We start from the raw sequence: 22554 nt of genomic DNA, 5'->3' as shown, positions 1-22554 counted from the left end.
GCCATCAAGACCAGCTAAAACTGCTAAGCTCATCAAGATCGCCTTTATATTTGGCTTTTAATGAGTTTATGTAGGTTTGGTTTTTATCCATTAATTGCTCTGTTTGGGCTTGGAGTGAGTTTATGAATTTGGTGATAAATGTGGAGTTACCAGTAAATTCACTCTCAAATTCATAGTAGCTTAACTCATTTAAGATTCTCTCATTTATCTCACTAAGTCTAGGATAATAGAGGCTAAAGGCAAGTGGGTCAGATTCATAGTCTTTGCTACTTTTTTCACATTTTTGGGCGATGAAATTTACACTTAATCTAATTGCGTTTTGATAGTTAGCACTAACTTTGATAAATACCCTTTCAAAAAATAGCTCTAAATTTGAAAATTTAGCCAAAAATAGAGTTTCAATATCGCTTAAAAATAGAGAATAAACCTCACTTGAAAATTTACGAATATCAGCAAATAGTAGATCTGAGTGGAGTGGGTCAGATTTTCTAAGGCTTTCATATTTGGCTTTATAGCGAAGTGTTAGCTCTTTTAACTCATCAAAAATAGCTTGTAAATCAGCTAGGATTTCGCTTTGAAATTCGCTTAAATCTCGCTTAAATTTCTTAAATATTTTGGTAAATTTCTCATCATTATAGATTAGTTTAGCCAAAATTTCATCTATATCTAAGCTAACTCTTTCATACTCTATTTTCTCAAAGCTATTTTTATTTAAAAAGCCGGTTTTTTCTTTATAATAGGCGGATTTTTGGTTTTTTAAAGCGGAGTTGATCTCATTTGCGATTAGGGCGGCATTTTGTTTGATAGCTTCAAAAAATATCTCAAATTTAGAGTTATAGATATCTTTTAGTTCGCTGAATTTGAGATTAGTTTTGTTTTGAAATTTAGTGAAAATATCTGAAATTTCATCTAAGATATTGATGAAATTTAAATTTTGATTTTGTGATGATAGGAGTATCTCTTGCGAAGTTGCTTTGATAAAATCCTCTTTTGTGTTTGCTATTTTATCTAGGAATTTAAAGACCGCTTCAAATCCGCTATCGCCGCTATTTTCTCTTTGGAGTTTGGCTGAGATAGCCTCAACAGAGCTAAAATAATTGCTATATGTGAGATTGGCGTGGGCTAAAACTCTAGTTATCTCATCGCTACTTAATTTATCTTTTTGGTTTAATAGGGCAATTGCGTTTTGTTTTAGGCTATTTGGGATGAGAGTTAGCTCATCTAGCTCACTTTTTCTAGCGGCATTATCGATTAAGCTAATCCAAATTAAAGCTACGGCTTCTTTTAATATCATTTTAGTCTCATTGGTATCAGCGTCGCTTCTTGAATTTAGCCCAGGAGTATCGATGAAGCTTATCTTTTTAAGTAGTTCATTTGGGGCGTAGATTGTGAGATTTTTGACATCTTTTAGGGCGTGGCGTTGATCTACAAAGGCACTTAGCTCATCTATATTTTTATACTCATCTCTACCATCATTGTGTAGAATTTTAAGCATATAATTTGGTGCGTACTTGATAAATGTAGGCTTAGCAGTTACTGGCACAACCCCAGTTGGTAATATATCAGCACCTAAAAGTGCGTTTAAAAAGCTTGATTTCCCGCTACTAAACTGCCCGACAATCGCTACAAGCGGTGGTTCGTGGCTTAGTAGGCTAAGGAAGTTTAATCTCTCGATTAGCTCCTTACTAGGGTGAAATTTCGGCTCACAAATAAAAGCACAAAATCTCTCAAATTCACCTAAAAATCCATCATCAAAGCTGATTTGATATACTCTTTTATACTCTTTTATAAACTCTTTTAGCATAGCTCTATCCTATTTTTGATCTCTTGGCATTGCGATATTTTGGTATCTATATCGGTTATTAATTGCTCTTTGTCTTTGATATTTTCAAAGGCTGATTTGGCTAGTTTGTTTATCTGTTCTTCTTTGGTTTGTAGATGCTCTCTCATAGCGTTTAACTCAAATTTAATACCATTTATATACTCGTTTGTACAAGCACTAGCTAGTTTGCTAAGTTGGTTTGGCAGATTTAAACTCACTATAAAATCATCAAAAATTTTGGTTAAATTAGCTCCTATAATCTCAATATTTTTATCACTTTTAATAGCTTTATTTACATCGCTATTTAAAATTTCGTAGTTGATTTTAGGTAGATTTTGGTCTATATAGCCCCTAATATCTGGCAGATTCAAATTCGCATTTTTCGCCCCAAGTTTTAGCTCTAAAATTTTATTAGCAGAGTCAATATCCTTGCTGATTTGTTGCTTAAAATCTCTGAAAAAATCTATAAAAGAGTCATTAAAACCACTCTCTATAATCACCCCAAGTCTAGCGGTATCTAGCTTGATTTTTTTATTTGTGGCGTATTTGACATCGCTGATTACTCTATCTTTGATTTTAGCGCTTATGGCTTTTAGCGTTGCGTTGCTATTTTCGTTATCATAATTTAATCTTTTAAGTAGATTTTCAAGTTCGCTATTTATGCTATTTGTGGCACTGCTTATCTCATCTATCTCATTTTGGAGTGATTTGACAAGCTCTTTGGCTGTGGAGGTATCTGATGTTAGGGCTGTTTTTTGTGCTTTTAGATCATCTTCTATTAAATTTGCGATATTTAAAAGCTCTTTTTTGTAGTTATCGATAATTAGGGTTGCCTTTTTGGAATTTGAGCCAAAAAAGCTCTCATAAAGATAGCTTTTTAGCTCATCTATTCCGATATTTTTAATCGCTGAAATGGTAAAAAACTTCGTCTCATCAGCCAAGCTTTCATCAAACCCACACTCACTAAGCTCGGTTTTTATACTATTTTTGGTGTAGTTTAAAACCTCTTTTATATCATTTGGACTAAGCTTATCAATGTGAGTAAGAGCGATGATTAGACCTGCGCTTTTACCATTTTTTAGAGTATTTACTATAAATGCCATATCTTTTTTTGTTGCGCTTTGACTAGCGTTCATTAGATGAAGTGTAAAATCGCTTTGACTCATATAATTAGCTGTTAAAATCTCACGCAATACCACCGCATCATCAAGGCCAGGGGTATCAACTATATCAATTCCATCTTTTAAAATATCTAATTTAATCCCCAAAATCACCTCTTTAACCATCTTGCTAATCTCATTAGAAGCCGTTGTGTAGGATTTTAGCTCATCTATTGAGATGATTTTGTCTTCTAGGATTTTTGGTTCTAAATCCATTGATTTTAGCTCTTCAGGCGACCAGAAGCAGACTTTGGCAAATTCATCTTCGCTATATGTTAAGACACTTAAATTCGCCGTTTCAGGGATATTTGATGCGCCTAGAATTTTTTTATTCATTAAAGCGTTTAAAGTGCTACTTTTACCAGCGTTGATAACTCCAGTAACTGCTATTTTAAATTTAGAGTTATTGGCGCTATCATAGGCGTTTTTTAACCTTTGGCTAAGATCTTTAAGATTAAATTCGCTTAGAATTTTATGGATCTCATTTAGTGTGTGAAGATTCTTGTGAAAGGGTTGAGTTGTAGCCTCGCTGATATCTTTAAAATCAAGCTCAAGAGAGTTTATAAACTCACTTATCAAAGTGTAGCCATTAAAATCTATAATATCATTTTTAGCTAACTCATTAAGCCCGGCTAAAACTTTGTTAATATCTATTTTTAGGGCTTTTATAGCATTTAATATACCTACTTGGCTAAGCTCTACGCTATACTCATTTAGATTTAAATTTGCTCTATCAAAGATGGATTTTAAGCTATCTAATTTAATCAACCTGTCATAATTTCGTGGATTTATACAAAGTATTATCGCCGCTTCATCGCTATTAAATTCACTTAGATGATTCTCATCTACATATAGGGTTTTAACTCCCCAAATTTGCTCTAATATCTTAATCATTTTTTACCTTTTAATCTTAATATAAATAAAATCAAGCCCAAAATCAAAGCTACACTAAAAATAATAATTGAAATTTGCGCCATATTTAATAGTTTTAAACTTGGGATTAGATACCAACCATCTTGGTAAAGTGCGACGAAATAGCCTTGAATGGCATCAAGCTTAATATCAGTTGGCACCATTGGCATATCTAATCCACATTGCCCAGTTGCTTTAAATAGCGATGGCAAAATCTCATCCCAAGCGATATTTAATTCAAATTTTGGTCTATCCAAACAGCCCTTTACGCCAAATGGATTAGAATCTAATATAGCTTGATGGATCCTATCTAGCTTAAAGCCTTCTAAAATACCGCAAATTACGCCATATATAAAGATCAAAAATCCAGCCATATATATCCAAATTGACTTGTAAAACAGCGCTATCAAAATCGCTCCAAAGCTAGCAATCACCATATAATAGCGTATATAAACGCATTGAACGCAAGGACGCATATAAAAGTAATTTTGTAAAACAAAGTGCGCCACAGCCACACAAAAAAGCATAAAAATGCCACTAAATAGCCATAAATTTCTACTCATTAAGATACCATTTGTTTGAATTTTGATTATTATAACCAAATCTTGCTATAATTTTGTAAATTTAAAAGGCTAGGATGAGTTGAAAACCATAAAATATCTACAATTTTATTTTGTTTTTGATAGGGTTATGAGTGGTTATGATGATATTTTTGTGGCGATTGAGTCTGAAATTTTGAATAAATTTGATAATTTTATGGATGAGTTTAGCTTTGATTATGATGAGACAAAAAGATTTTTAATGCGTCTAGCAAAGGGCGATAGAAAGAGATTTGCCACTAGTAAATATCTACCAAGACCATTAAGTAGCGCTATAATAAGCGAGCTATTGGATAAAAAATTTATTAAAATTGAGCAATCTAAGGAGATAAAACCTATTAAAAATCGCCACCAAAAGTTAAAAAAAGAGCTTAGAAGATATCAAATTCAAGATAAAATTCACTTTACAAAGAGATTTTATAGATTTTGGTTTAGATTTATAGAGCCAAATTTGGATCTCTTAAAAAACAATCAAAAAGATATAGTGATAAATGAGATAAAAAATGAGTTTGATCACTATTGCTCGCTTGAGTTTGAGCTAGCTTGTATCGAGCTTTTATCTAAGAGTTTAAATATCCCAAAAGGGCAAATCTCAAGCTATTGGGATAGAGAAAATGAGATTGATATCTATGCCAATTATGATGGTTTTACCATAGTAGCAGAGGCAAAATATAAAGAGAGAAAAATATGTAAAAATATCTTAAATTTACTAATCCAAAAGTGCGAAAAATCCAAAATAAATTGGGATAAAATAGCGTTATTTTCAAAATCAGGCTTTAGCAATGAGCTTTTAGGGCTTAGGGATGATAGAGTGATTTTGTTTGATATTGATGATTTTAAGGATTTATATGAGTGATAAAACTAAAAGCATAGAAGATGGGCTAAAAAGCCTAATAGAACAGACATATCTAATAGAAAAAGAGTATAAAATTCTAGGCGAATCATATGCGAATTTGCAGAAATTCACCCAAGGGATCGTAGAGAGCTTAGGTGCTTCATTGTGGGCTATTAGCACAGATGGCGAAGTGGTGTTAAGCAATGATAAGGCCAAGCAGATTATGGGAATTTTAGATAAAATTAATATGCAAAAAAGCACACAAGAGATTGAATTTGATAATAGAGTTTATGCTATCAAAATAACTCATAGTATGAAAAATCAAATAATCCTAGCCACCGATATAACAGATGAAAAAAGAGCCGCTAGGCTCGTTTCTATGGGGGCAGTAGCGGCGCATTTATCACATGAAATCAGGAACCCTATAGGCTCGATTTCTTTGCTGACTAGCACGCTTTTAAAGCGTATTGATGAGAAAAATCGCCCATTGATATTAGAGATTCAAAAGGCCATTTATAGAGTTGAAAGAATCATCAAAGCCACTCTTTTATTTACCAAAGGCGTCCATATAAAAGCAGTTGAGTTTAAGCTAGAAAATCTAGAAATTCTATGCCGTGAAGCTATCAATCAATATGCTTTTAGCAAGGAGATTGAGTTTAAATTTAGTGGATTTGATGGAGTTATATGCGGTGATATAGATCTGCTTGATTTGGTGTTTAGTAACTTTATATTTAATGCTATTGATGCGATTGAAGAGAGTGATGATGAGAGTGGGAGTGTGAGTTTGGAGCATAAATTTGAGAATGGATCGCACCATTTTTATATCAGTGATAGTGGGGTGAAATTGCCTAGTGATGCGATATTTGAGCCTTTTAAGACAACAAAATTAAAAGGTAATGGCCTTGGCCTAGCTCTAAGTTTGGAGATTATCAATGCTCACAAAGGCTCTGTATCAGTCCAAAGTGAGCCTAAAATTTTTACAATAACTATCCCTTGAAATTATATTTTAAGTAAATTTAGTGTAAATTTGTCAAATTTAATTTATTATAAGGATTATTTAATGATACAAACCTGCCTTTTCCCGGCTGCTGGATATGGAACTAGATTTTTACCAGCGACTAAAAGTCTGCCAAAAGAGATGTTACCGATCCTTACAAAGCCCTTAATCCACTATGGTGTAGATGAGGCTAGAGAGGCTGGTATGAGTAATATGGCATTTGTTACAGGGCGTGGAAAGAGAGCTTTGGAGGATTATTTTGATATAAGTTATGAGCTTGAACATCAGATATCAGGGAGTAGCAAAGAGTATCTACTAAATGATATTAGAGAGCTTATGGATCAATGTACCTTTACCTTCACTCGCCAAATGCATATGAGAGGCCTTGGGGACGCTATTTATAGCGGTAAGGGGCTTGTGGGAGATGAGGCTTTTGGGGTGATTTTGGCTGATGATTTGTGTGTAAATGAAGATGGTGAAAATGTGCTTTCTCAAATGGTAAAAATCTATGAAAAGTATCGTTGTAGCATAGTTGCGGTCATGGAAGTACCTAAAGAAAATGTAAGTAGCTATGGCGTTGTAGATGGTAGATTTATAGAAGATGATTTGATAATGGTAAATGATATGATAGAAAAGCCAGACCCAAAGGATGCCCCTACAAATTTAGCTATCATCGGTAGATATATATTAACTCCTGATATTTTTGACATTATAGAAAATACAAATCCAGGCAAAAATGGCGAAATACAGATCACAGATGCACTCTTAAAACAGGCTCAAAATAATATGGTTTTGGCCTATAAATTTAAGGGGCGAAGATTTGATTGTGGTAGTGTGAGTGGATTTGTAGAGGCTACAAATTTCTTTTTTGAGAGTGAAAATGGTAGAAAATAGACTTCAATTTCATAAGCAAAATATAAGTAGCATTAATAGCTACACAAGACGCATTAATGATGAGATGAATGATGGAGAGATTGGTTATTATCATCTACCAAAGCTTGAGATAAATGAGCTAGTAAGCTCTATTTCTAATATTAAAAATACTGATTTTGATAGTGTGGTTTTGATCGGCGTTGGTGGTAGCTCTCTTGGTGTTAAGGCTCTTTATGATATGTTAAATTTAAAAAAAGAGCTTATATTTTTAGATAATCTCGACCCATTTAGCATAGAGCAAAAATCAGCCAAAATCAACCCACAAAAATCGATTTTTATAGTATCTAGCAAATCAGGCACAACTATAGAAACTATATCTATATATAAATATTTATTGGATAAATTTAAGATTAAAGAGCATAATAATTTTATATTTATAACCGACCCAGATAGCCCTTTGGAAAACTACGCTAAGAGCATAAATGCTATGGTGTTTAATATACCTAAAAATGTAGGCGGTAGATTTAGTGTGCTCTCTGCTATTGGCTTGGTTCCGCTTGGGCTTTGTGGCGCTGATATCAAAGCCTTGCTAGATGGTGCTAGTAGCGTAAAAGAGCAGTATTTACATAACAGAGATGATACAATCATACAAAAGGCCTATCACTACGCAACACACAAAAATGCTAAAATTAATGTTTTGTTTAGTTATAGTGATAGATTGACTAGCTTTAATGAGTGGTATATTCAGCTATGGGCTGAGAGCCTTGGTAAAAAGCGTGGCTATAAAAGAGTTGGCCTAACGCCTGTTGGATTAGTAGGTAGCAAGGATCAGCACTCATTTTTACAACTTATAATGGAGGGTATAAAAGACAAAACCGTTACATTCATAACTATAAAAGATCATAAAAGCGATATCATGGTGCCAAATTTGAGTTTAGAGTATTTAAATAGCTGTGATTTTGCTAATTCTAAATCAATTAGTGATATATTTAACGCTCAAGCTCACTCAACCATACAAGCCCTAGCTAGTGAGTTAATAAGCATTGATGAAATCGCCTTAGATAGGATAGATGAGTGGCATTGTGGGTGGCTTATATATTATTATGAGTTGCTTACTAGTGCGGTGGGAGTTATGCTTGGTATTAATACCTATGACCAACCAGGTGTTGAGACAGGCAAGAGAATACTTAAAAAGCTGTTAGAAAATAATAATAAATTCTAATTAATAAATTTTATTATTTAATTTATCAGATTTTAAGCTATTTATCTGTATAATTATGCGACTTAAAAATAAAGGATCAACAATGAAAAATGTAGTAACACAACTAAACCAACTTCAAGCTGATGCTCATAGCCTATTTGTAGCATTTCATGATTATCACTGGAATGTCAAAGGGCTACAATTTTTCTCAATTCACGAATACACAGAAAAAGAGTATGATGAGTTAGCAGAGCTTTATGATGAGATGGCAGAGCGTGCTATCCAAATAGGCGGTAAAGCTATCACCAAAGCTGATGAACTTCTAAAAATTGCTAAAGCACCAAAAATTAGCAAAGATAACTACACAGCTATAGAAGTTATAGATGCTTTGAAAGTTGCGTTTGAATACTTAGTAGCTGAGTTTAAAAAGCTAGAAGAGATAGCCCAAAAAGCTGATGATAATACAACAGTAGCAATAGCTCAAGAAAACTACGCTAAATTAGAAAAGAAAATTTGGATGCTTAAAGCAACCTTGGCGTAATCTTAGGTGTAAAGCGGCTTAAAACCGCTTTACTAATTAATTATTTTTTAACAGCTTCAATCTCGATATTTAGTTTAATCTCATCACCAAGTGCCACTGTGCTAGAATCTGGCGCAAAGTTAAAATCACTTCTTTTGATCTTGCCTTCTAGGCTAAATCCTACTATTTCGGTGCCTTGTTTGTTTTTACTTACGCCACCAAATTCATAGTTTAGCACTACTGGTTTAGTAACATCTCTAATTGTTAAATCGCCTTTGATTTTGCCTTCACCATCTCCGCTTTTTTCATAGCTTTTCATTGCGAATTTGATTTGTGGGAATTTCGCAGTATCGAAAAAATCAGCCTTTTTAAGGTGCGCATCACGACCTTGATTATTTGTATCTATAGAATCTACTTCTATTGTAGCTGTTAGATTAGATGGGATTTTGTCTGTGATATCTAGCTCACCACTAAATTTGCTAAATGTCCCTGTGACATTGCTAACTTGAAGGTGTTTGATCTTAAAAGCTGTACTAGAATGAACCGCATCAACGCTATAAATTGTCGCATTTGCCGCACCAAAAAGCAAGCCTAAAGCCGCAACTGAAGTTAAAATTTGTTTTTTCATATTTTCTCCTTTTGAGTTTGTAAAATGATTATATTTAGCTAAAAATAATATATATTAAATAGTTTAAATTTTATTAAAAACTCTTTGTAATCTACTATTTAAAAATTTGCTAAATTCATCAATTTTGATATCTCTTATCACGCTATCTCGCTGTTTTTTGCCCCATAATGACTCAGGGAAGAACTCATCATCTCTAAATCTAGCTTGTATATGTATATGAACTCTAGGCAGATAATTAGCAAAACTCGCCCAATTAATCTTATCAGGATTATAGAACTCTATCATCGCTTTTTCACACTCTAAGGCTGCTTCAAATAGCCTTTTTCTAGTATCATCATCGCAGTGGCTAATCTCTTTAAATTCGCCCTTTGTGAAGATTTTGACCCATGGCAAGGTATTTGGCTCAACTTCAATATAGATAAACTCATCGCTATAAATCATAATTTAACCTTTATAAAATTTGCTAAATTATACCAAATTTATCACTATTTTATAGGAGTTTTGATAAGATGACGCAAAATATTAAGGTATGAGATGAAAAGTTGTATAATAGTTTATGATGGTGTAAATATCCTTGATTTTGCTAGAATTTATGATATTTTTGTTAAGTGTGGGATTGAGTTTGTTGTGATTGGTTTTAGAGATGATGCTACTGATGAGATAGGGCTTAGACTTCCTATGCATATAAGCTCTGAGAGCTTATATGGTTATGATATTGTGGCTATTCCTGGTGGGAGCGGCGCTGAGATTTGGGCTGATGATGGTATATTTTTAAGCTGGATGAGAAGCAGTGAAGAGTCAAAAGATATAATATCATTAAATAATGGTAGCAAAATTTTAGATGGAGCTAAGCTTAACGGGGTTAAATTTAGATCATCAAAGGCGATTTTAGAGTGGATAAAGAGCAGATCGTAATATCGTATTTTGCTAACAATCTAAATGGCGATGATGGTGCCGTAATCGGCGATATGGTTTATAGCAAGGATATGTTTGTTGAGGATATCCATTTTAAATCGCATTGGCTTAGCCCAAAGCAGATTGGCTCAAAAGCAATGATAGTAAATTTAAGCGACGCAATAGCGATGAATGCTACACCAAAGTATGCTCTATTAGGGCTTGGATTGCCTAGAAATTTAAGTAACAAATATATCAAAGAGTTAAGCAACGGTCTTAAAGAGACTGCGGCGAAATTTAACACTCAAATAATCGGCGGTGATACGATTTCAAGCGATAAACTGATAATTAGCCTAACGATAATATCTCATTTAAATGCTAAAAAACCATTAAGCAGATATGGGGCCAAAGTAGGGGATATAGTCTGTTATACTGGTAGATTGGGCGAGTCATTAAAGGGGCTTAAAACGCTTTTAAATGGTGGTAAAATAGGCTCAAATTCACGCTTTGTAAAGCCAAATTTGAGATTTGAGTTTATCAAAAATAGTGCTAAGTGGCTTAGATCTGGTATGGATATCAGCGATGGATTAGCAAGCGATCTAGCCAAAATCACAGGCAATAAAGCGGTGAAATTTGCTAAAAAGCTATCTAAAATTGAGTTTATCAGTGGCGAAGAGTATGAGATGCTAATCGTCGTCCCACCTAGAAATCTCAAAAGGGTATTAAACCAAGCCAAAATATCTAGAATCAAGCTAAATATCTTAGGTAAAATTATAAACGAAAGGGCAAAATTCCATGGAAAATTCAGCCATTTTTAAGCCATTGCTTACCACTACTCACGCACCGATTAATGCCTATTTTAGTAAAAATTCAAGCGATTTTGTCGTGCGTGAAATTCCATTATATGAATTTAGCGGAAGTGGCGAACATCTAATGATAGAGATTCAAAAAAAGGGCTTAAGCACCTTTGAAGCATTAAGTATATTCTCATCTGCTACTGGGGCAAAAATCAGAGATTTTGGCTATGCTGGATTAAAGGATAAAGATGGGATGACTACGCAATTTATATCGATACCATCAAAATTTGAAAGCCAAATCAATAATTTTACTCACCCAAATATCAAAATAATAAAGACAATTTATCACAATAATAAGCTAAGAATCGGCCATCTAAAGGGCAATCACTTCTTTATCCGCCTTAAAAAGGTCTTGCCAAGCGAGGCAAAAAAGCTAGAAAATGCGATAAATTTGATTGATAGTCGTGGCTTTGCTAACTACTTTGGCTATCAAAGATTTGGTAAATTCGCTGATAACTATCTAAAAGCCAAAGAGCTATTAATCGCAATTTCAAAAGGTGATAAAAAAGCCTTAAAAAGATATAATCCAAAGCTTAGAGATTTTTTGATTAGTGCGTATCAAAGTGAGATTTTTAACCGCATTTTAAGCAAGCGTGTGGAGATAAGTCGTTTTTGCGATAGTTTTAGCGTTAGGGAGTTGAGTGAGATTTATAAATTTGACCTTGACACTATCAAAAATTTAAAACGCCAAAAGCAGTTTTTTAAGCTAATTTGCGGTGAAGTAATGGGGCATTATCCATTTGGTAAGCTTTTTTTGTGTGAAAATTTGGATTTAGAAGTTGAAAAATTTATCCAAAGAGATCGCACTAGTTGTGGGTTGCTTATGGGATTTAAGGCTTATGAGTCAAGTGGGGTAGCACAAGAGATAGAAAGGGAGATTATAGCTCAAAATATGGAATTTGCTAATCTTATGAGTGGTTCAAGGCGATTTAACTGGGTTTGGGCTGATGATATGAAGTATAGTTATAATGAAGAAGATGCTCAATTTAGCCTTAGTTTTACACTACAAAAGGGTTGTTATGCTACAATTTTGTTGCGTGAGATTTTAGGTAGAGAGATATTTGATGGTGGGGATTTGTGATTTAAATTGCAAATTTGGAATTTTTGATTTATGAAATTTGGAATTTTAAAATAACTTAAATTTGTAAATCTTGAATTACAAAATCTTAAATTCCAAATTCACAAATCCAAAGTGAAAATTCAAAACCAGAAATTTAAATTTTAAAACCAAAAATTTAATCCCAAAATCCACAAATTTAAAATTTCAAATCCAAATCATTAAAATTAAAAATTCCAAAACCATAAATTCCGAAATACTAAATTTTAAAATAAGTTAAACGTATAAATCTCAAATTTCAAAGTATAATTTTAAATCCAAAATTCGCAAATTAAAAATATAAAGTATAAATTCAAAATAAAATTAGATTAAATCACAAAGGTAAATTTAGCAGATTTCTCTGCTAAATTCTATTTAAAGCTTGATAGTTTGTTGTTAAGTTTGGTAGCACTATCTAAGATTTCATCTGATGAAGACTCTATTTGAGTGGCTAATTCTGTGAGTTGAGTAGCTGCGGTGCTGACTTTATCTATATTGTTATTTAGCATCGCCATTCTATCTTTAGCGTCGTTGGATTTTTCTTCTACTGTTTTGGTAGATTTGATACCAGAGTCTAGTTTGTTGATTGAATGGACTATCTCATTTTTGAGATCTGCGGCCTTGGATGATGTATTGCCCATTGATAGATGGATATCATCCATTAGCGATTTATTGTTATTTACTTGTTGGACTATGGTTTGGACTATGATATTGATATCACCTAGTGATTTGCTAGTTTTTTCAGCTAAGGCACGGACTTCATCAGCTACCACGGCAAAGCCTCTACCATGCTCACCAGCACGAGCAGCTTCTATAGCTGCATTTAGTGCTAGAAGGTTGGTTTGGTCTGCGATATCTTTAATAGAGTTAGTCACGCTATAGATTGTATCTGCGCTTTGGACGAGTTGATCCATATTTGTTACCACTTCGTTCTCTTGTTGGCTACTTACTTCTATTAATTTTATAAGCTCTAAAAGCGTGTTTTCTACGGTATTCATAAGATTTTTTAGATCTTGCATATTGGCCGTAGCGTCATTGGCAAGCTGTTTATTTAAATTTATAGTGTCGTTTAGTAAGATTGTCAATTTTTGTACGCTTGCTACTTGTTCGTGTTGGTGAAGTGAGTTCTCTTTTAATTTATGTGCGTTTTGTTGTAAAGAGATTGAGTTTTTATGACTGCTATTTGCACTATCGATCGCTTCTAGAACGGAGTTTTGGACTATTTGAATAAATTTGTTTATATATCCAGCACTAGTGGCTAATTCGCTTTTTGGGTCTATTTTTAAGCGAGAGTTAAGATTTGCTCTGTTGCTTGCTAAATTTGAGCTAAGCGATTCTAGATTTTTAGTTGGGATAACTACTTTGACAAGTGTCAAATATATCAATAACGCAAATATAAGCAAGGTTACACCAAATACTATAATTGAGATATATAGTTGGTTTTTGTTGTTTTCTTCTATTTGATTTGCGATTATGGTTTCAAATTTGGTTAATTTTTTGTTTAGCTCTTGATTTAGGTATAGGGTAGAGTTATCTAGCATTACGCTGATTTGGCTTAACATCATAGAGTAGTGCTTTTTAAATAAATTTAATAGCTCACTATCATCTAATCTAGCTTGATCTACCTTTTTAACAAGCTCATTAAGCGTATCTAAAACATCTTTAGCCAATATATTTTGAGTTGATACAATGGCTAAGATTTGATCCATCGCCTCTAATAGAGCTAGGTTTTCTGGAGTTGGGTTTGCCACTACTAATTTATCTATATCGTGGCTTAGAGTGAATAGATATGCTTTTGAGTTTATAGCGATTGAATTTGCTGATTTAAATCTCTCTAATTGTATCTGCTTATCCTCAAATGATTTAGATATTGAGCTTAGCATATTAGCATCTACATCCAAAGTGGCTAAATATTTTAAAGTTTCTCTAAATTTATTGCTATTGATTACGCTTTGGTCGTAGTTTATGAAATTAAATCTAGTTTTGAATACATGATCGATTTGTAGATCATAAATTTGTAGATGTTGCGTAGCCATTGTTATCTTTTCATTTTTTAGAGCGGATCTATAATTATTAAAAATAAATACCAAAAGAATAAAAATAAATACCAACACAAGCACAGTAAGTGCGATAAACTGCTTTAAAAAAGTGATTTTTCTAGAATTGTTCATTATATTCCCCTGTTAAACTCTCTAAAAATGCGACTATATCTTCTACTGTTTGCTGATCTAGGAATTTGCCTAATTGATAATAAGCCATAAATTGCACGCACGCATCAAGTGTAGGAATGCTACCATCGTGATAGTATGGGGCTGTTTTGGCTATGTTTCTTAGGCTTGGGACCTTAAAGACCATTTTATCAGATTCTACCTTTGTAATCTCATAGCGACCCAAATTCTCTTGATTTGGATATGGCTCGAAAATTCCGATCTTTTGATACATTGTCCCACCGATATTTTGACCTTGATGACAAGCTACGCAACCATTAGTTTTAAAGGCATTCCAGCCTCTTTTTGCTGCTTCACTAATGGCATTTTCATCGCCTTTTTGGTATCTATCAAATGGAGCATTTGGGGTGATTAATGTCTTTTCAAACTCAGCTATGGCATCGGTGATATTATCCATATTTATTTCACCATAAATTTCATTAAATTTAGCTTTATAATCAGGATTTTGCTCTATTATCTTTATAACTTCAGCTTCATCATTTAGTCCCATCTCTTGCGGATTAGTAAAAGGCGCTCTAGCTTGATCAGCTAAATCTTTAGCTCTGCCATTCCAAAATTGAACGAAATTAAATGCCGCATTGAATGTAGTTGGCGAGTTAAAAGGAGTATCCATAACTCCATTTATACCAGTTGAAAATACTTGATTATCCACACCAAAGGTCTTTGTATCGTGGCAGGTATTACACGAAACTTTCCCATCTGCTGATAGTGTAGTATCCATATATAGCTGCTTTCCTAGCATTGCTTTTTCTTTGTTATATGGGATACTATCAGGAATAGGCGTAATCATCTGATTTTGATTTATCTCAGTTTGAGCATTACATATTGTCAAGGCTGATAAAGCTATGATTATCGCTCTTTTCATCTTATCTCCTTATACAGTGAAACTAAATTTAAAAATTTAAATTTAAAAGTTAAAATTATGCCTTAAATTGAATTAAAATCTTATAAAATTTATTAAAACAAATAAAAAAACTAATAGTAAATTTAAGTTATTTTTAGGTAAAATTACAAATCGGTGCGATGGATGGTCGCAAGGCTTATAGTCTTGAGGAAAGTCCGAGCTGCAATAAGACAGAGTTCCACCTAACGGGTGGCTGAGGCAACTCAAGGGATAGTGCAACAGAAAGCAAACTACCACGCAAGTGGTGATGGTGAAACGGCGGAGTAAGAGCCCACCAGTGCTAATAGAGATATTAGCAGCTATGTAAACCCAACTCGCAGCAAGAAGGGGTGGTTTGGAGTCTTATATTCAACCCTTCGCTTGAATTTGATCCAAAATCAAATCTAGATAAATGATCATCATAACAGAACTCGGCTTATAATCGCACCGCATTAAAAATCATATTTTTTAGCTTTTTTAACCTTATTTAGCTCTACTTCAAGCTCTTTTTGCTTTTTTTTAAATAACTCGATCGCACCCTTTAAAAGCGATGCGGTACATTCTAATTCTTCTGGGCTTAGCTTTGGTGGATAGTTGTTTATAAGGTATTCTATCCTATCTAAATTCTCACTTACTAAAGCAGATTTAAAATCATTGAGCCAATTCATTTATCATCCTTTGTTGCATCTCTCCACGCTTCTAAAAGCTCTCTTGTTACATGGACGACTTCGTCTAATTTGCTTTGGTCATTTGTGATATTGGCTTCAGAGATTAGCTGAATTTGTCTGCCGTATAACCCTTGGAGATACTCACTGATTTGGCCTTGACTCATATCTAGCGAATTCATTAGCTCAAAAAATATCGCATTTGTTTTGTTTAAAAATAGCACCTTACTCTCTATATCACCAGAATCCATCGCTTTTTTGGCTCTATATATAAAGCGTAAAATTCCCTCATATAGCATAGTTACTAACTTTTGTGGGGAGTCAATCCCCATGTTATTTTGGCTATAAGCCGCATAAGCGGCGTTAGATGATGGCATTGGTATTCCTTTATTTGTTAGCATTAGCTGCCGCCTCGATCATACGAGTTACGGTACTCATTTGAGTTTCTAGTTTAGATATAAGGACATCATATTGCGACCATTTTTCAGCCATTGTGGTGTATTTGGTATCTAGCTCTTGTTGTCTTTTCTCTTTGCTTTCGGTTAGAGATTTGTGTGAGCTTGTTAAGCTCTCTCCATATTTTGTTAGGGTGCCATTGGTGCCGATTAGACCATTTAGCGTATCATTTAAACCTTTGAAAAATCCACCCACAACTTCTGTTTTGCCCTCTAATTTCTGTTCTTTTAAGCCTAAACTCTCTAAAAATGTTGAATCACCTTTAATCTCGATATTTGTGCCACCTGAGCCTTTTAAGACTAGTTTTCCATCTTTGTCAAATGAGGCTGATATATTGCTTAGGCCAGATGCGTTGGTGATGGCTTTTAATAGGGCGTTTTTCTTATCTTTTTCATCTCCTGTGCCACCAGTGCTACCACCAGTGCTACCGGCGGTATAATCTTTTGGGATATTGATATCTATTTCTACGCCATTTATAGTTAATTTGCCTTTTATCTCATCGCCCCATTCTACTTTTTTATCCCCTCTTGCGGTGACATTGGTAAATTTAGTTTCAGAGCTAAAGAAATTTTTAAACTCATCAAAATTTGTAGTTATCATATCATTTAATTTAGTTGAGTCTATGGTTAAAAGCCCATCTTCGGTAATTGTGATACCAAAACTAGCTAAGGATTTACCATCGCTACTTACGCCATTTATAATCTTATTTAGATCGCTTGATATAGAAGTTATCTCTCTTACACCTTGAAATGTCCCAGCTAGGCCAGTTTCGCTATCATATTTGGTAGCTTCATTTATATTATTCATTAATGAGTTGAAAGAATCCACCATCGCTTTGATATCTTCTAGTATCCCTTCGGTGCTTTGCTTGATAGATGAATTTGTGCTTTCACCAGCTTTATCTACTTTATTTAGAGTTAAGCTAACACCTAAGATTAGATCTTCAACTTTATTTGAGCTTCTAGTGATATCTATGCCGTTATATTTGAATTTAGCATCTTGTGCTGTGGCGATTTGAGAGCCGGCGTTTTTCTTCTGATCATCACTTAAGCTATTAGGATCTTTTAGAGTTAATCTATTAATCTCATTGCCGTAGCTATCTTTTTCTCCGCTTCCACTAGATTTATCAAAATAAAATCCTAAAGCTTCTAGAGTACTATCAGAGCTTGTATTGCTGCTACTTGAATTTGTAATACTATAAAAGCCAATTTTATTTGCCTCTCCAGTTTCGGCTGATTGGATAATCAATCTAAATGGCTCATCTCCGCCGACATTTAAAATTTTAGCTTGGACTTTGCCATCTGTGGCTTCATTGATCTTTTCAGCCAATTGCTCTAGCGTAGTAGTAGAATCTGCGTCAATCACATAATCCTTACCACCGATACTAATCCCAAAGCTAACATCTTGAGTAAATACACTATCAGTTCTTGAGCTAAATTTTTTAGATTGAAATGAGTCTTGACTAGCTAACTGCTCTACACTTAGATTTAACTCTTGCTCCGCTACACCAGAGCTTACTGATACTGAGACGCTACCGCTACCACTTGTGCTAGCTTCACGCTTTAGATATGTGCTATCACCAGTTAGATTAGATACATTTGATTTAAATGTGCTTAGTAGCGTGGTGATAGCGGTTAGATCCTTTTGTTTGGTTAGATTGCTTTGTATCTCTGTTTCTAATGGCGTGATTAGAGCCTTTGTATCTGCTTCTTTGAGTTTATCTATAGTATCCCAGCTTAGGATATTGCCACTACCGACGCCTAATTGTGATTTTTCAGTATTGATTGCCATTTTTATTCCTTTTTATCAAATATCATACCGATTATATCTCTAAAATGCTCTGTGAGCTTCATTGCTTGTTCTGTTGGGATTTTGCGGATGATATTTCCGGTATCTTTTTCAGTAACATTTATAAACATACTATCAATCTTGTCATTATAACCAAATCTAATATTTGTATTTAGCAAGCTAAGATTCTCATTAGCCTTGGCTAAAATATCTTGAATTTGCTCATTTGTTAGACTCTCATTAGCTCGATTTTGTGTAGCAGAGTCTTGCTGTAGATTTAAATTTTCCACCTCTCTTGTTTGGGTATTAAACTGTGATTGCGTATTTTGAGTGCTGTAAGTATCCATTTGCTGTTGGGCTGCTACTTTTAAAATTTCCATTTTACATCCTTTTGGTAAATTTAATCAGATGATAAATCGGCTGAAATTTACCAAAATTTATAGTATATTTATAGATTTATCTGTTTTAAAAGCAAATTTTATACCAAATTTAGAGATATTTTGATAATATTTTAGCCTTATTAAGGAGTAGGGTGATGAGAGTTTGTATTGATTGTGAATGTCTTTTGTTGGCTGAGAGTTTAAGGCTATTTTTAGGTTCAAGTGTAACAACTAGAAAAGATTGTGATTTTATCGTTAGTGATAGACCATCTAAGGGCAATAAACCAGTCTTTGTAATAGAAGATAACTCCCCATATCTTCGTGTGCCTTTCAATAAAGAAACGCTATTAAACACCTTAGGTGAGTTCTATTCAGCGATGCAAATAAGTGGCAAAATCCAGCCAAGTGAGCTTACTAGCTTAGAGCGTAGAATTAGCGATTTGGTGGATAAATTTAAATCTGATCTAATAAAAATAATAAAAGATGAATATGAAAAATAGTCTATTTACTACTATCTCAAGCGGTAAATATAAGGGCAAAAAGTTAAATTTACCAAGCCTATCCACTACTAGAAGCACCAAATCTATAGTAAAAGAGTCAGTATTTAATAGCTTACAAAATGATATTTATAACTCTGTATTTATCGAATTATTTGGCGGTAGCGGATTGATGGCAGCAACCGCAGTGAGTAATCACGCCCAAAAAGCCTATGCCATTGAGCTTGATAGGGCGGCATTTAATATCCTAAAATCAAATTTCGCCACTTTAAATGATGAAGCTTTGATCGCTATCAATGGCGATACATTTGAGCTAACCCCAAAGATAATTAGCGAAAATATAGAGCAAAATACTATACTTTATATCGATCCGCCATTTGATATTAGAGATGGATTTGATGGAATTTATACTAAAATTTATAAAATGCTATCTAAAATAGATGTAAATATCGCTATAATCGAGCATATATCAGCCCATACTACCCCACAAACAATAGGCAAATTAAATTTATATAAAAGCCGTAAATTTGGCAATACAACCCTAAGTTACTACTCAAAATGTATATAGTCAAAGAGTGCTATTGCCACGAGCAATATATCAAAAAATCAAATTTTGCTAGTTATATCTGCCCATTTAGCGAATTTGAGAGTTTAAGAGCAAGATTAAAAGAGCAAAACCCAAAAGCCGCACATATCGTATGGGCATATCGCTACTATAATAAATATTTTCAAATCGTAGAAAACTCTAGCGATGATGGTGAGCCAAAAGGTAGCTCTGGGCCTGCGTGTTTGGATGCTTTGCGTGGGGCAAATTTGATCGATACTGCTGTGCTGGTGGTGCGGTATTTTGGCGGGATAAAGCTTGGTGTCGGTGGGCTTGTTAGGGCGTATGGAAGTAGTGCAAATTTGGTTATCAATGAAGCAAAATTGATTAAATATGAGATACGCAGTATAGTTATACTTTTTGTGCCGTTTGCGCTACTAGCTAGATTTGATCACTATATAGATAAATTTCAGTTAAACCCAAATAGAAATTATAACGATTCTGGATGTGTGTATGAATTTAGCCTAAGTAGCGATGAATTTGCTAATTTATATGAATTTGCCTTTGAATATGAGATATCTGGCGTTGTCTATTACGCATTACCCCTTATAGCAAAAAATTTCTACAATAATCAAATATCTTAAATAATTTTGTGGTGAAAATTGTAAAAATTAACAAATTTATTTATTTTGATTTTATTTATTATTTTGAATTTTAGGGAATTTGAAATATCTATAAGTTAATTTTTTATTATTAGATGTTTATTATTCCGAATTTCTTTTAAAAAGGACATTATGTTACTATCATTCGTAGTATAGCTAAACGATAATTTCTATCGTTTATTTCTCACGCTACTCAGCTGCCAAAAATCGCTTTTATCTTTACCTACTTTTAACGCACGAACAAAGTCCGTGCTAAAGTAGCAAACTATTTTAACTCCGCACGGCAACAAGTCGCCGTTTGCGGCAAGCCCCATCGGCTTGACCCCGCACTAAAGCCCCACTTGCGTGGGGTACCTCCAATTATCCACCCCAAATCTTTTTTAGTAAATTTAAAATTTATTAAAAACTCAAAAGAGTTTTTAATAAAATTAGTTAAATCTGTGTTTAGCACAGCACCTTGAAAGGCTTTTACAAAATTTTCGCAATAGGCGTTTTATCTTGCAGATGAAACGACGGCGAAAATTTGGAATGTTAAGAGGGAAGCCAAGATGCTACTATCCTTCGTAGTGTCGCAAACGATAATTTATATCGTTTAACTATGCTACTCATCTGCCAAAAAAGCGCTCCCCTTCCCGCTTAAAAAAGAAATATTTTTAATATTTTAACTTTGGTCGCAAAGTGGAGCTTTGCTCCACTGCGAAGTATAAAATTTAAATTATTGTAACAATCTTAAAATATTTTGTTGGACGGCGTTGGCTTGGCTCATAGCGTAGCTACCGCTTTGAGCTAGGATATTGAATTTAGAGAAATTCGCACTCTCACTAGCAAAATCCACATCTCTTATCTGACTTTCAGCTGATTTGACATTGACTTGGGTAACTGTTATGTTATTGATAGTTGCTACTAATTGGTTTTGGACTGAACCTAGATCTGCTCTTAGTTTATCTAAAGTTTTTCTAGCTGATTCTGCTACATCCACCATAGCTTGAGCGCCACCATAGGTATTTACCCCACCAGCTTGATCACCATATCCAATACCGGCTACTGAAGCACCACCATCAAAGTAACCCATAGCTTTAGCTAGAGTTGAACTAATTGTACCAGAATTCATATATTTAAGATTAACTGAAGTTTGATTATAAGCTTGAGATGCTATAGATGCATTTGTGATCATTGCAGCGCTAAAATTCGTTACAGTAGCAGATAAACCTTGAATACCTATTTTAATATCTCTAGCATCTTGGCGGACAAAAGTTAACTGACCTAAATAAGCTGATCCTTCTGTGCTTGTACCTTGAGATGCTCCACTTACACCTATAATAGATGCCGTTGTAGATAATTTAGTAGTAATTCTTATAGCTCTACCATCTTTAGCTGCTAATACTAAATGGCCATTATTCAAGCTAGCTTCTACGCCAGTTTCATCTTTTTTAGAGTTAATTGCGGCAATTAAAGCGTTATCGCTATCGTTAGCTTTTACGGTAATATTACCAATTGCTACGCCATTAATTGTTAAATCTTGCAATGTACCAGCTTCTACGGCGTTAGACATAACTTGAGTGTTATTTACGGTCGCTTTTACACCGGTTTTATCACTTACACCATTCATCATTTCAGCAATTGCTTTGTAGCCGTCTACTAGAAAAGTCGCTTTATCAATTGTTTGAAATTCATAACCATTAGGGTAGCCATCTATACCACTGAGTTTTATTTGTACTGAAGCCATATCTGAAATCACGGAAGTTACAGCATTACACACAGTCTCAAACCTAGTATGCCCAATTGTATTTGAGTTAGTAGCACCTATGCTTACTTTGGCTGTTTCATTACTATAAGCACCTATTTGGAAGTTTTTATTAGAGAAGTTACCATTTAAGAGTTGTTGGCCATTAAAGCTTGTAGTAGTAGCTATCATATCTAGCTCTTCAAGAAGTCTGCTAATATCATTTTGAAGAGCTCTTCTAGAATCACTATTTTGACCATCTTGAGCTGCTTGGATAGCTTTGGTTTTAATAGTATCTAGTATTTTAATCTGTTCATCCATAGCTTTATCAGCT

24 protein-coding genes and 1 other RNA gene are annotated in these 22554 nt (G+C 34.0%); 12 read left to right on the top strand and 13 right to left on the bottom strand.

The genetic code is table 11. The features are described 5' to 3' along the window. Nucleotides 1-4 precede the first annotated feature (4 nt). The 3 genes from CCAL9328_RS07930 to CCAL9328_RS07920 are packed head-to-tail and all read right to left on the bottom strand — an operon-like array spanning nucleotide 5 to nucleotide 4457. Nucleotides 5-1804, bottom strand: coding sequence for a dynamin family protein (locus CCAL9328_RS07930; protein ID WP_096021826.1), 1800 nt, complete (start codon nucleotides 1802-1804; stop codon nucleotides 5-7). Further along, a complete protein-coding gene (locus tag CCAL9328_RS07925) occupies nucleotides 1798-3876 on the bottom strand; it encodes a dynamin family protein (RefSeq protein WP_170000409.1) in 2079 nt (692 codons plus the stop codon). Before CCAL9328_RS07925 ends, CCAL9328_RS07930 begins: the two co-directional genes overlap by 7 nt. Next, on the bottom strand, nucleotides 3873-4457 hold the full coding sequence (locus tag CCAL9328_RS07920; protein WP_170000408.1) for a disulfide bond formation protein B: 585 nt from the start codon (nucleotides 4455-4457) through the stop codon (nucleotides 3873-3875). Before CCAL9328_RS07920 ends, CCAL9328_RS07925 begins: the two co-directional genes overlap by 4 nt. Nucleotides 4458-4536: 79 nt before the next feature. Here CCAL9328_RS07920 and CCAL9328_RS07915 point away from each other — a divergent pair, with 79 nt between their 5' ends. The 5 genes from CCAL9328_RS07915 (at nucleotide 4537) to CCAL9328_RS07895 (ending at nucleotide 8940) form a co-directional block, all read left to right on the top strand. Beyond that, a complete protein-coding gene (locus CCAL9328_RS07915; protein WP_236843129.1) occupies nucleotides 4537-5349 on the top strand; it encodes a DUF234 domain-containing protein in 813 nt (270 codons plus the stop codon). Next, the gene (locus CCAL9328_RS07910; protein WP_502707299.1) at nucleotides 5342-6325 is read left to right on the top strand and encodes a sensor histidine kinase; all 984 of its coding nucleotides are present in this window, start codon (nucleotides 5342-5344) and stop codon (nucleotides 6323-6325) included. The genes CCAL9328_RS07915 and CCAL9328_RS07910 overlap by 8 nt, the downstream gene beginning before the upstream one ends. Nucleotides 6326-6388: 63 nt before the next feature. Next, complete coding sequence (gene galU, locus CCAL9328_RS07905; RefSeq protein ID WP_096013371.1) at nucleotides 6389-7219, top strand: UTP--glucose-1-phosphate uridylyltransferase GalU; 831 nt, start codon at nucleotides 6389-6391, stop codon at nucleotides 7217-7219. After that, nucleotides 7206-8420, top strand: a complete 1215-nt coding sequence (locus CCAL9328_RS07900) for a glucose-6-phosphate isomerase (RefSeq protein WP_170000406.1) — start codon at nucleotides 7206-7208, stop codon at nucleotides 8418-8420. The genes galU and CCAL9328_RS07900 overlap by 14 nt, the downstream gene beginning before the upstream one ends. Before the next feature lie 82 nt (nucleotides 8421-8502). Next, a complete protein-coding gene (locus CCAL9328_RS07895; RefSeq protein WP_096014772.1) occupies nucleotides 8503-8940 on the top strand; it encodes a Dps family protein in 438 nt (145 codons plus the stop codon). 40 nt (nucleotides 8941-8980) lie between these two features. Here the strand turns inward: CCAL9328_RS07895 and CCAL9328_RS07890 are convergent, their stop codons facing one another. Continuing rightward, the gene (locus CCAL9328_RS07890) at nucleotides 8981-9547 is read right to left on the bottom strand and encodes a YceI family protein (protein WP_096021819.1); all 567 of its coding nucleotides are present in this window, start codon (nucleotides 9545-9547) and stop codon (nucleotides 8981-8983) included. A gap of 63 nt (nucleotides 9548-9610) precedes the next feature. After that, complete coding sequence (locus tag CCAL9328_RS07885; RefSeq protein ID WP_096016486.1) at nucleotides 9611-9988, bottom strand: HIT family protein; 378 nt, start codon at nucleotides 9986-9988, stop codon at nucleotides 9611-9613. A 93-nt stretch (nucleotides 9989-10081) separates the two neighbouring features. Here CCAL9328_RS07885 and CCAL9328_RS07880 point away from each other — a divergent pair, with 93 nt between their 5' ends. From CCAL9328_RS07880 to truD, 3 genes are read left to right on the top strand one after another with little or no spacing between them, the layout of a single operon-like run. Then, nucleotides 10082-10462, top strand: coding sequence for a type 1 glutamine amidotransferase family protein (locus tag CCAL9328_RS07880; RefSeq protein ID WP_096016487.1), 381 nt, complete (start codon nucleotides 10082-10084; stop codon nucleotides 10460-10462). Further along, nucleotides 10441-11259, top strand: a complete 819-nt coding sequence (locus CCAL9328_RS07875; RefSeq protein ID WP_170000405.1) for a thiamine-phosphate kinase — start codon at nucleotides 10441-10443, stop codon at nucleotides 11257-11259. The genes CCAL9328_RS07880 and CCAL9328_RS07875 overlap by 22 nt, the downstream gene beginning before the upstream one ends. Further along, nucleotides 11237-12379, top strand: a complete 1143-nt coding sequence (gene truD / locus CCAL9328_RS07870) for a tRNA pseudouridine(13) synthase TruD (RefSeq protein WP_170000404.1) — start codon at nucleotides 11237-11239, stop codon at nucleotides 12377-12379. The genes CCAL9328_RS07875 and truD overlap by 23 nt, the downstream gene beginning before the upstream one ends. A 386-nt stretch (nucleotides 12380-12765) precedes the next feature. On the opposite strand, the gene CCAL9328_RS07865 is transcribed toward truD, so the two are convergent. Continuing rightward, on the bottom strand, nucleotides 12766-14565 hold the full coding sequence (locus tag CCAL9328_RS07865; protein ID WP_096021816.1) for a methyl-accepting chemotaxis protein: 1800 nt from the start codon (nucleotides 14563-14565) through the stop codon (nucleotides 12766-12768). Then, entirely contained in the window at nucleotides 14552-15487 is a 936-nt protein-coding gene (locus CCAL9328_RS07860) for a cytochrome-c peroxidase (RefSeq protein WP_096014766.1), read from the bottom strand. Before CCAL9328_RS07860 ends, CCAL9328_RS07865 begins: the two co-directional genes overlap by 14 nt. A gap of 150 nt (nucleotides 15488-15637) precedes the next feature. Between CCAL9328_RS07860 and rnpB the strand changes: the two genes are divergently transcribed. Continuing rightward, nucleotides 15638-15960: RNase P RNA component class A (gene rnpB / locus CCAL9328_RS07855), an RNA gene on the top strand. On the opposite strand, the gene CCAL9328_RS07850 is transcribed toward rnpB, so the two are convergent. Genes CCAL9328_RS07850 through CCAL9328_RS07835 form a run of 4 tightly spaced genes read right to left on the bottom strand, consistent with a single transcriptional unit; the run spans nucleotide 15958 to nucleotide 18794 of the window. Beyond that, nucleotides 15958-16173: a hypothetical protein gene (locus CCAL9328_RS07850; protein ID WP_096014765.1), complete on the bottom strand. Its 216-nt coding sequence runs from the start codon at nucleotides 16171-16173 to the stop codon at nucleotides 15958-15960. The genes rnpB and CCAL9328_RS07850 overlap by 3 nt on opposite strands. Next, complete coding sequence (fliS, locus tag CCAL9328_RS07845; RefSeq protein ID WP_096013360.1) at nucleotides 16170-16547, bottom strand: flagellar export chaperone FliS; 378 nt, start codon at nucleotides 16545-16547, stop codon at nucleotides 16170-16172. The genes CCAL9328_RS07850 and fliS overlap by 4 nt, the downstream gene beginning before the upstream one ends. A gap of 10 nt (nucleotides 16548-16557) precedes the next feature. After that, the gene (gene fliD / locus CCAL9328_RS07840) at nucleotides 16558-18417 is read right to left on the bottom strand and encodes a flagellar filament capping protein FliD (protein WP_170000403.1); all 1860 of its coding nucleotides are present in this window, start codon (nucleotides 18415-18417) and stop codon (nucleotides 16558-16560) included. Between the two features lie 2 nt (nucleotides 18418-18419). Further along, nucleotides 18420-18794, bottom strand: a complete 375-nt coding sequence (locus CCAL9328_RS07835) for a flagellar protein FlaG (RefSeq protein ID WP_096013358.1) — start codon at nucleotides 18792-18794, stop codon at nucleotides 18420-18422. 155 nt (nucleotides 18795-18949) lie between these two features. On the opposite strand from CCAL9328_RS07835, the gene CCAL9328_RS07830 reads away from it, so the two are divergent. The 3 genes from CCAL9328_RS07830 to CCAL9328_RS07820 are packed head-to-tail and all read left to right on the top strand — an operon-like array spanning nucleotide 18950 to nucleotide 20479. Then, the gene (locus CCAL9328_RS07830; RefSeq protein ID WP_096014763.1) at nucleotides 18950-19294 is read left to right on the top strand and encodes an ornithine carbamoyltransferase; all 345 of its coding nucleotides are present in this window, start codon (nucleotides 18950-18952) and stop codon (nucleotides 19292-19294) included. Next, entirely contained in the window at nucleotides 19284-19859 is a 576-nt protein-coding gene (gene rsmD, locus CCAL9328_RS07825) for a 16S rRNA (guanine(966)-N(2))-methyltransferase RsmD (RefSeq protein ID WP_236842806.1), read from the top strand. Before CCAL9328_RS07830 ends, rsmD begins: the two co-directional genes overlap by 11 nt. After that, nucleotides 19850-20479, top strand: coding sequence for an IMPACT family protein (locus CCAL9328_RS07820; RefSeq protein ID WP_096014761.1), 630 nt, complete (start codon nucleotides 19850-19852; stop codon nucleotides 20477-20479). The genes rsmD and CCAL9328_RS07820 overlap by 10 nt, the downstream gene beginning before the upstream one ends. 188 nt (nucleotides 20480-20667) lie before the next feature. Here CCAL9328_RS07820 and CCAL9328_RS07815 read toward each other — a convergent pair whose 3' ends face one another. Both CCAL9328_RS07815 and CCAL9328_RS07810 read right to left on the bottom strand, forming a co-directional pair. Next, on the bottom strand, nucleotides 20668-20811 hold the full coding sequence (locus tag CCAL9328_RS07815; RefSeq protein ID WP_170000402.1) for a hypothetical protein: 144 nt from the start codon (nucleotides 20809-20811) through the stop codon (nucleotides 20668-20670). Nucleotides 20812-21212: 401 nt separating this feature from the next. After that, nucleotides 21213-22554, bottom strand: a 1342-nt coding sequence (locus CCAL9328_RS07810) for a flagellin B (RefSeq protein ID WP_170000401.1), incomplete at its 5' end; no start/stop codon positions are given.

Source organism: Campylobacter sp. RM9328, assembly GCF_012978615.1.
The sequence above is the reverse complement of the archived record's forward strand: the minus strand, read 5'-3'. Positions and strand labels throughout refer to the sequence as shown.

What these genes read in the sequence shown, in the direction of transcription:
- CCAL9328_RS07930 (WP_096021826.1), bottom strand. Translation starts at nt 1,804, where the DNA reads ATGCTAAAAGAGTTTATAAAAGAGTATAAAAGAGTATATCAAATCAGC.
- CCAL9328_RS07925 (WP_170000409.1), bottom strand. Translation starts at nt 3,876, where the DNA reads ATGATTAAGATATTAGAGCAAATTTGGGGAGTTAAAACCCTATATGTA.
- CCAL9328_RS07920 (WP_170000408.1), bottom strand. Translation starts at nt 4,457, where the DNA reads ATGAGTAGAAATTTATGGCTATTTAGTGGCATTTTTATGCTTTTTTGT.
- CCAL9328_RS07910 (WP_502707299.1), top strand. Translation starts at nt 5,342, where the DNA reads ATGAGTGATAAAACTAAAAGCATAGAAGATGGGCTAAAAAGCCTAATA.
- galU (WP_096013371.1), top strand. Translation starts at nt 6,389, where the DNA reads ATGATACAAACCTGCCTTTTCCCGGCTGCTGGATATGGAACTAGATTT.
- CCAL9328_RS07900 (WP_170000406.1), top strand. Translation starts at nt 7,206, where the DNA reads ATGGTAGAAAATAGACTTCAATTTCATAAGCAAAATATAAGTAGCATT.
- CCAL9328_RS07895 (WP_096014772.1), top strand. Translation starts at nt 8,503, where the DNA reads ATGAAAAATGTAGTAACACAACTAAACCAACTTCAAGCTGATGCTCAT.
- CCAL9328_RS07890 (WP_096021819.1), bottom strand. Translation starts at nt 9,547, where the DNA reads ATGAAAAAACAAATTTTAACTTCAGTTGCGGCTTTAGGCTTGCTTTTT.
- CCAL9328_RS07885 (WP_096016486.1), bottom strand. Translation starts at nt 9,988, where the DNA reads ATGATTTATAGCGATGAGTTTATCTATATTGAAGTTGAGCCAAATACC.
- CCAL9328_RS07880 (WP_096016487.1), top strand. Translation starts at nt 10,082, where the DNA reads ATGAAAAGTTGTATAATAGTTTATGATGGTGTAAATATCCTTGATTTT.
- truD (WP_170000404.1), top strand. Translation starts at nt 11,237, where the DNA reads ATGGAAAATTCAGCCATTTTTAAGCCATTGCTTACCACTACTCACGCA.
- CCAL9328_RS07865 (WP_096021816.1), bottom strand. Translation starts at nt 14,565, where the DNA reads ATGAACAATTCTAGAAAAATCACTTTTTTAAAGCAGTTTATCGCACTT.
- CCAL9328_RS07860 (WP_096014766.1), bottom strand. Translation starts at nt 15,487, where the DNA reads ATGAAAAGAGCGATAATCATAGCTTTATCAGCCTTGACAATATGTAAT.
- CCAL9328_RS07850 (WP_096014765.1), bottom strand. Translation starts at nt 16,173, where the DNA reads ATGAATTGGCTCAATGATTTTAAATCTGCTTTAGTAAGTGAGAATTTA.
- fliS (WP_096013360.1), bottom strand. Translation starts at nt 16,547, where the DNA reads ATGCCATCATCTAACGCCGCTTATGCGGCTTATAGCCAAAATAACATG.
- fliD (WP_170000403.1), bottom strand. Translation starts at nt 18,417, where the DNA reads ATGGCAATCAATACTGAAAAATCACAATTAGGCGTCGGTAGTGGCAAT.
- CCAL9328_RS07835 (WP_096013358.1), bottom strand. Translation starts at nt 18,794, where the DNA reads ATGGAAATTTTAAAAGTAGCAGCCCAACAGCAAATGGATACTTACAGC.
- CCAL9328_RS07830 (WP_096014763.1), top strand. Translation starts at nt 18,950, where the DNA reads ATGAGAGTTTGTATTGATTGTGAATGTCTTTTGTTGGCTGAGAGTTTA.
- rsmD (WP_236842806.1), top strand. Translation starts at nt 19,284, where the DNA reads ATGAAAAATAGTCTATTTACTACTATCTCAAGCGGTAAATATAAGGGC.
- CCAL9328_RS07820 (WP_096014761.1), top strand. Translation starts at nt 19,850, where the DNA reads ATGTATATAGTCAAAGAGTGCTATTGCCACGAGCAATATATCAAAAAA.
- CCAL9328_RS07815 (WP_170000402.1), bottom strand. Translation starts at nt 20,811, where the DNA reads ATGGGGCTTGCCGCAAACGGCGACTTGTTGCCGTGCGGAGTTAAAATA.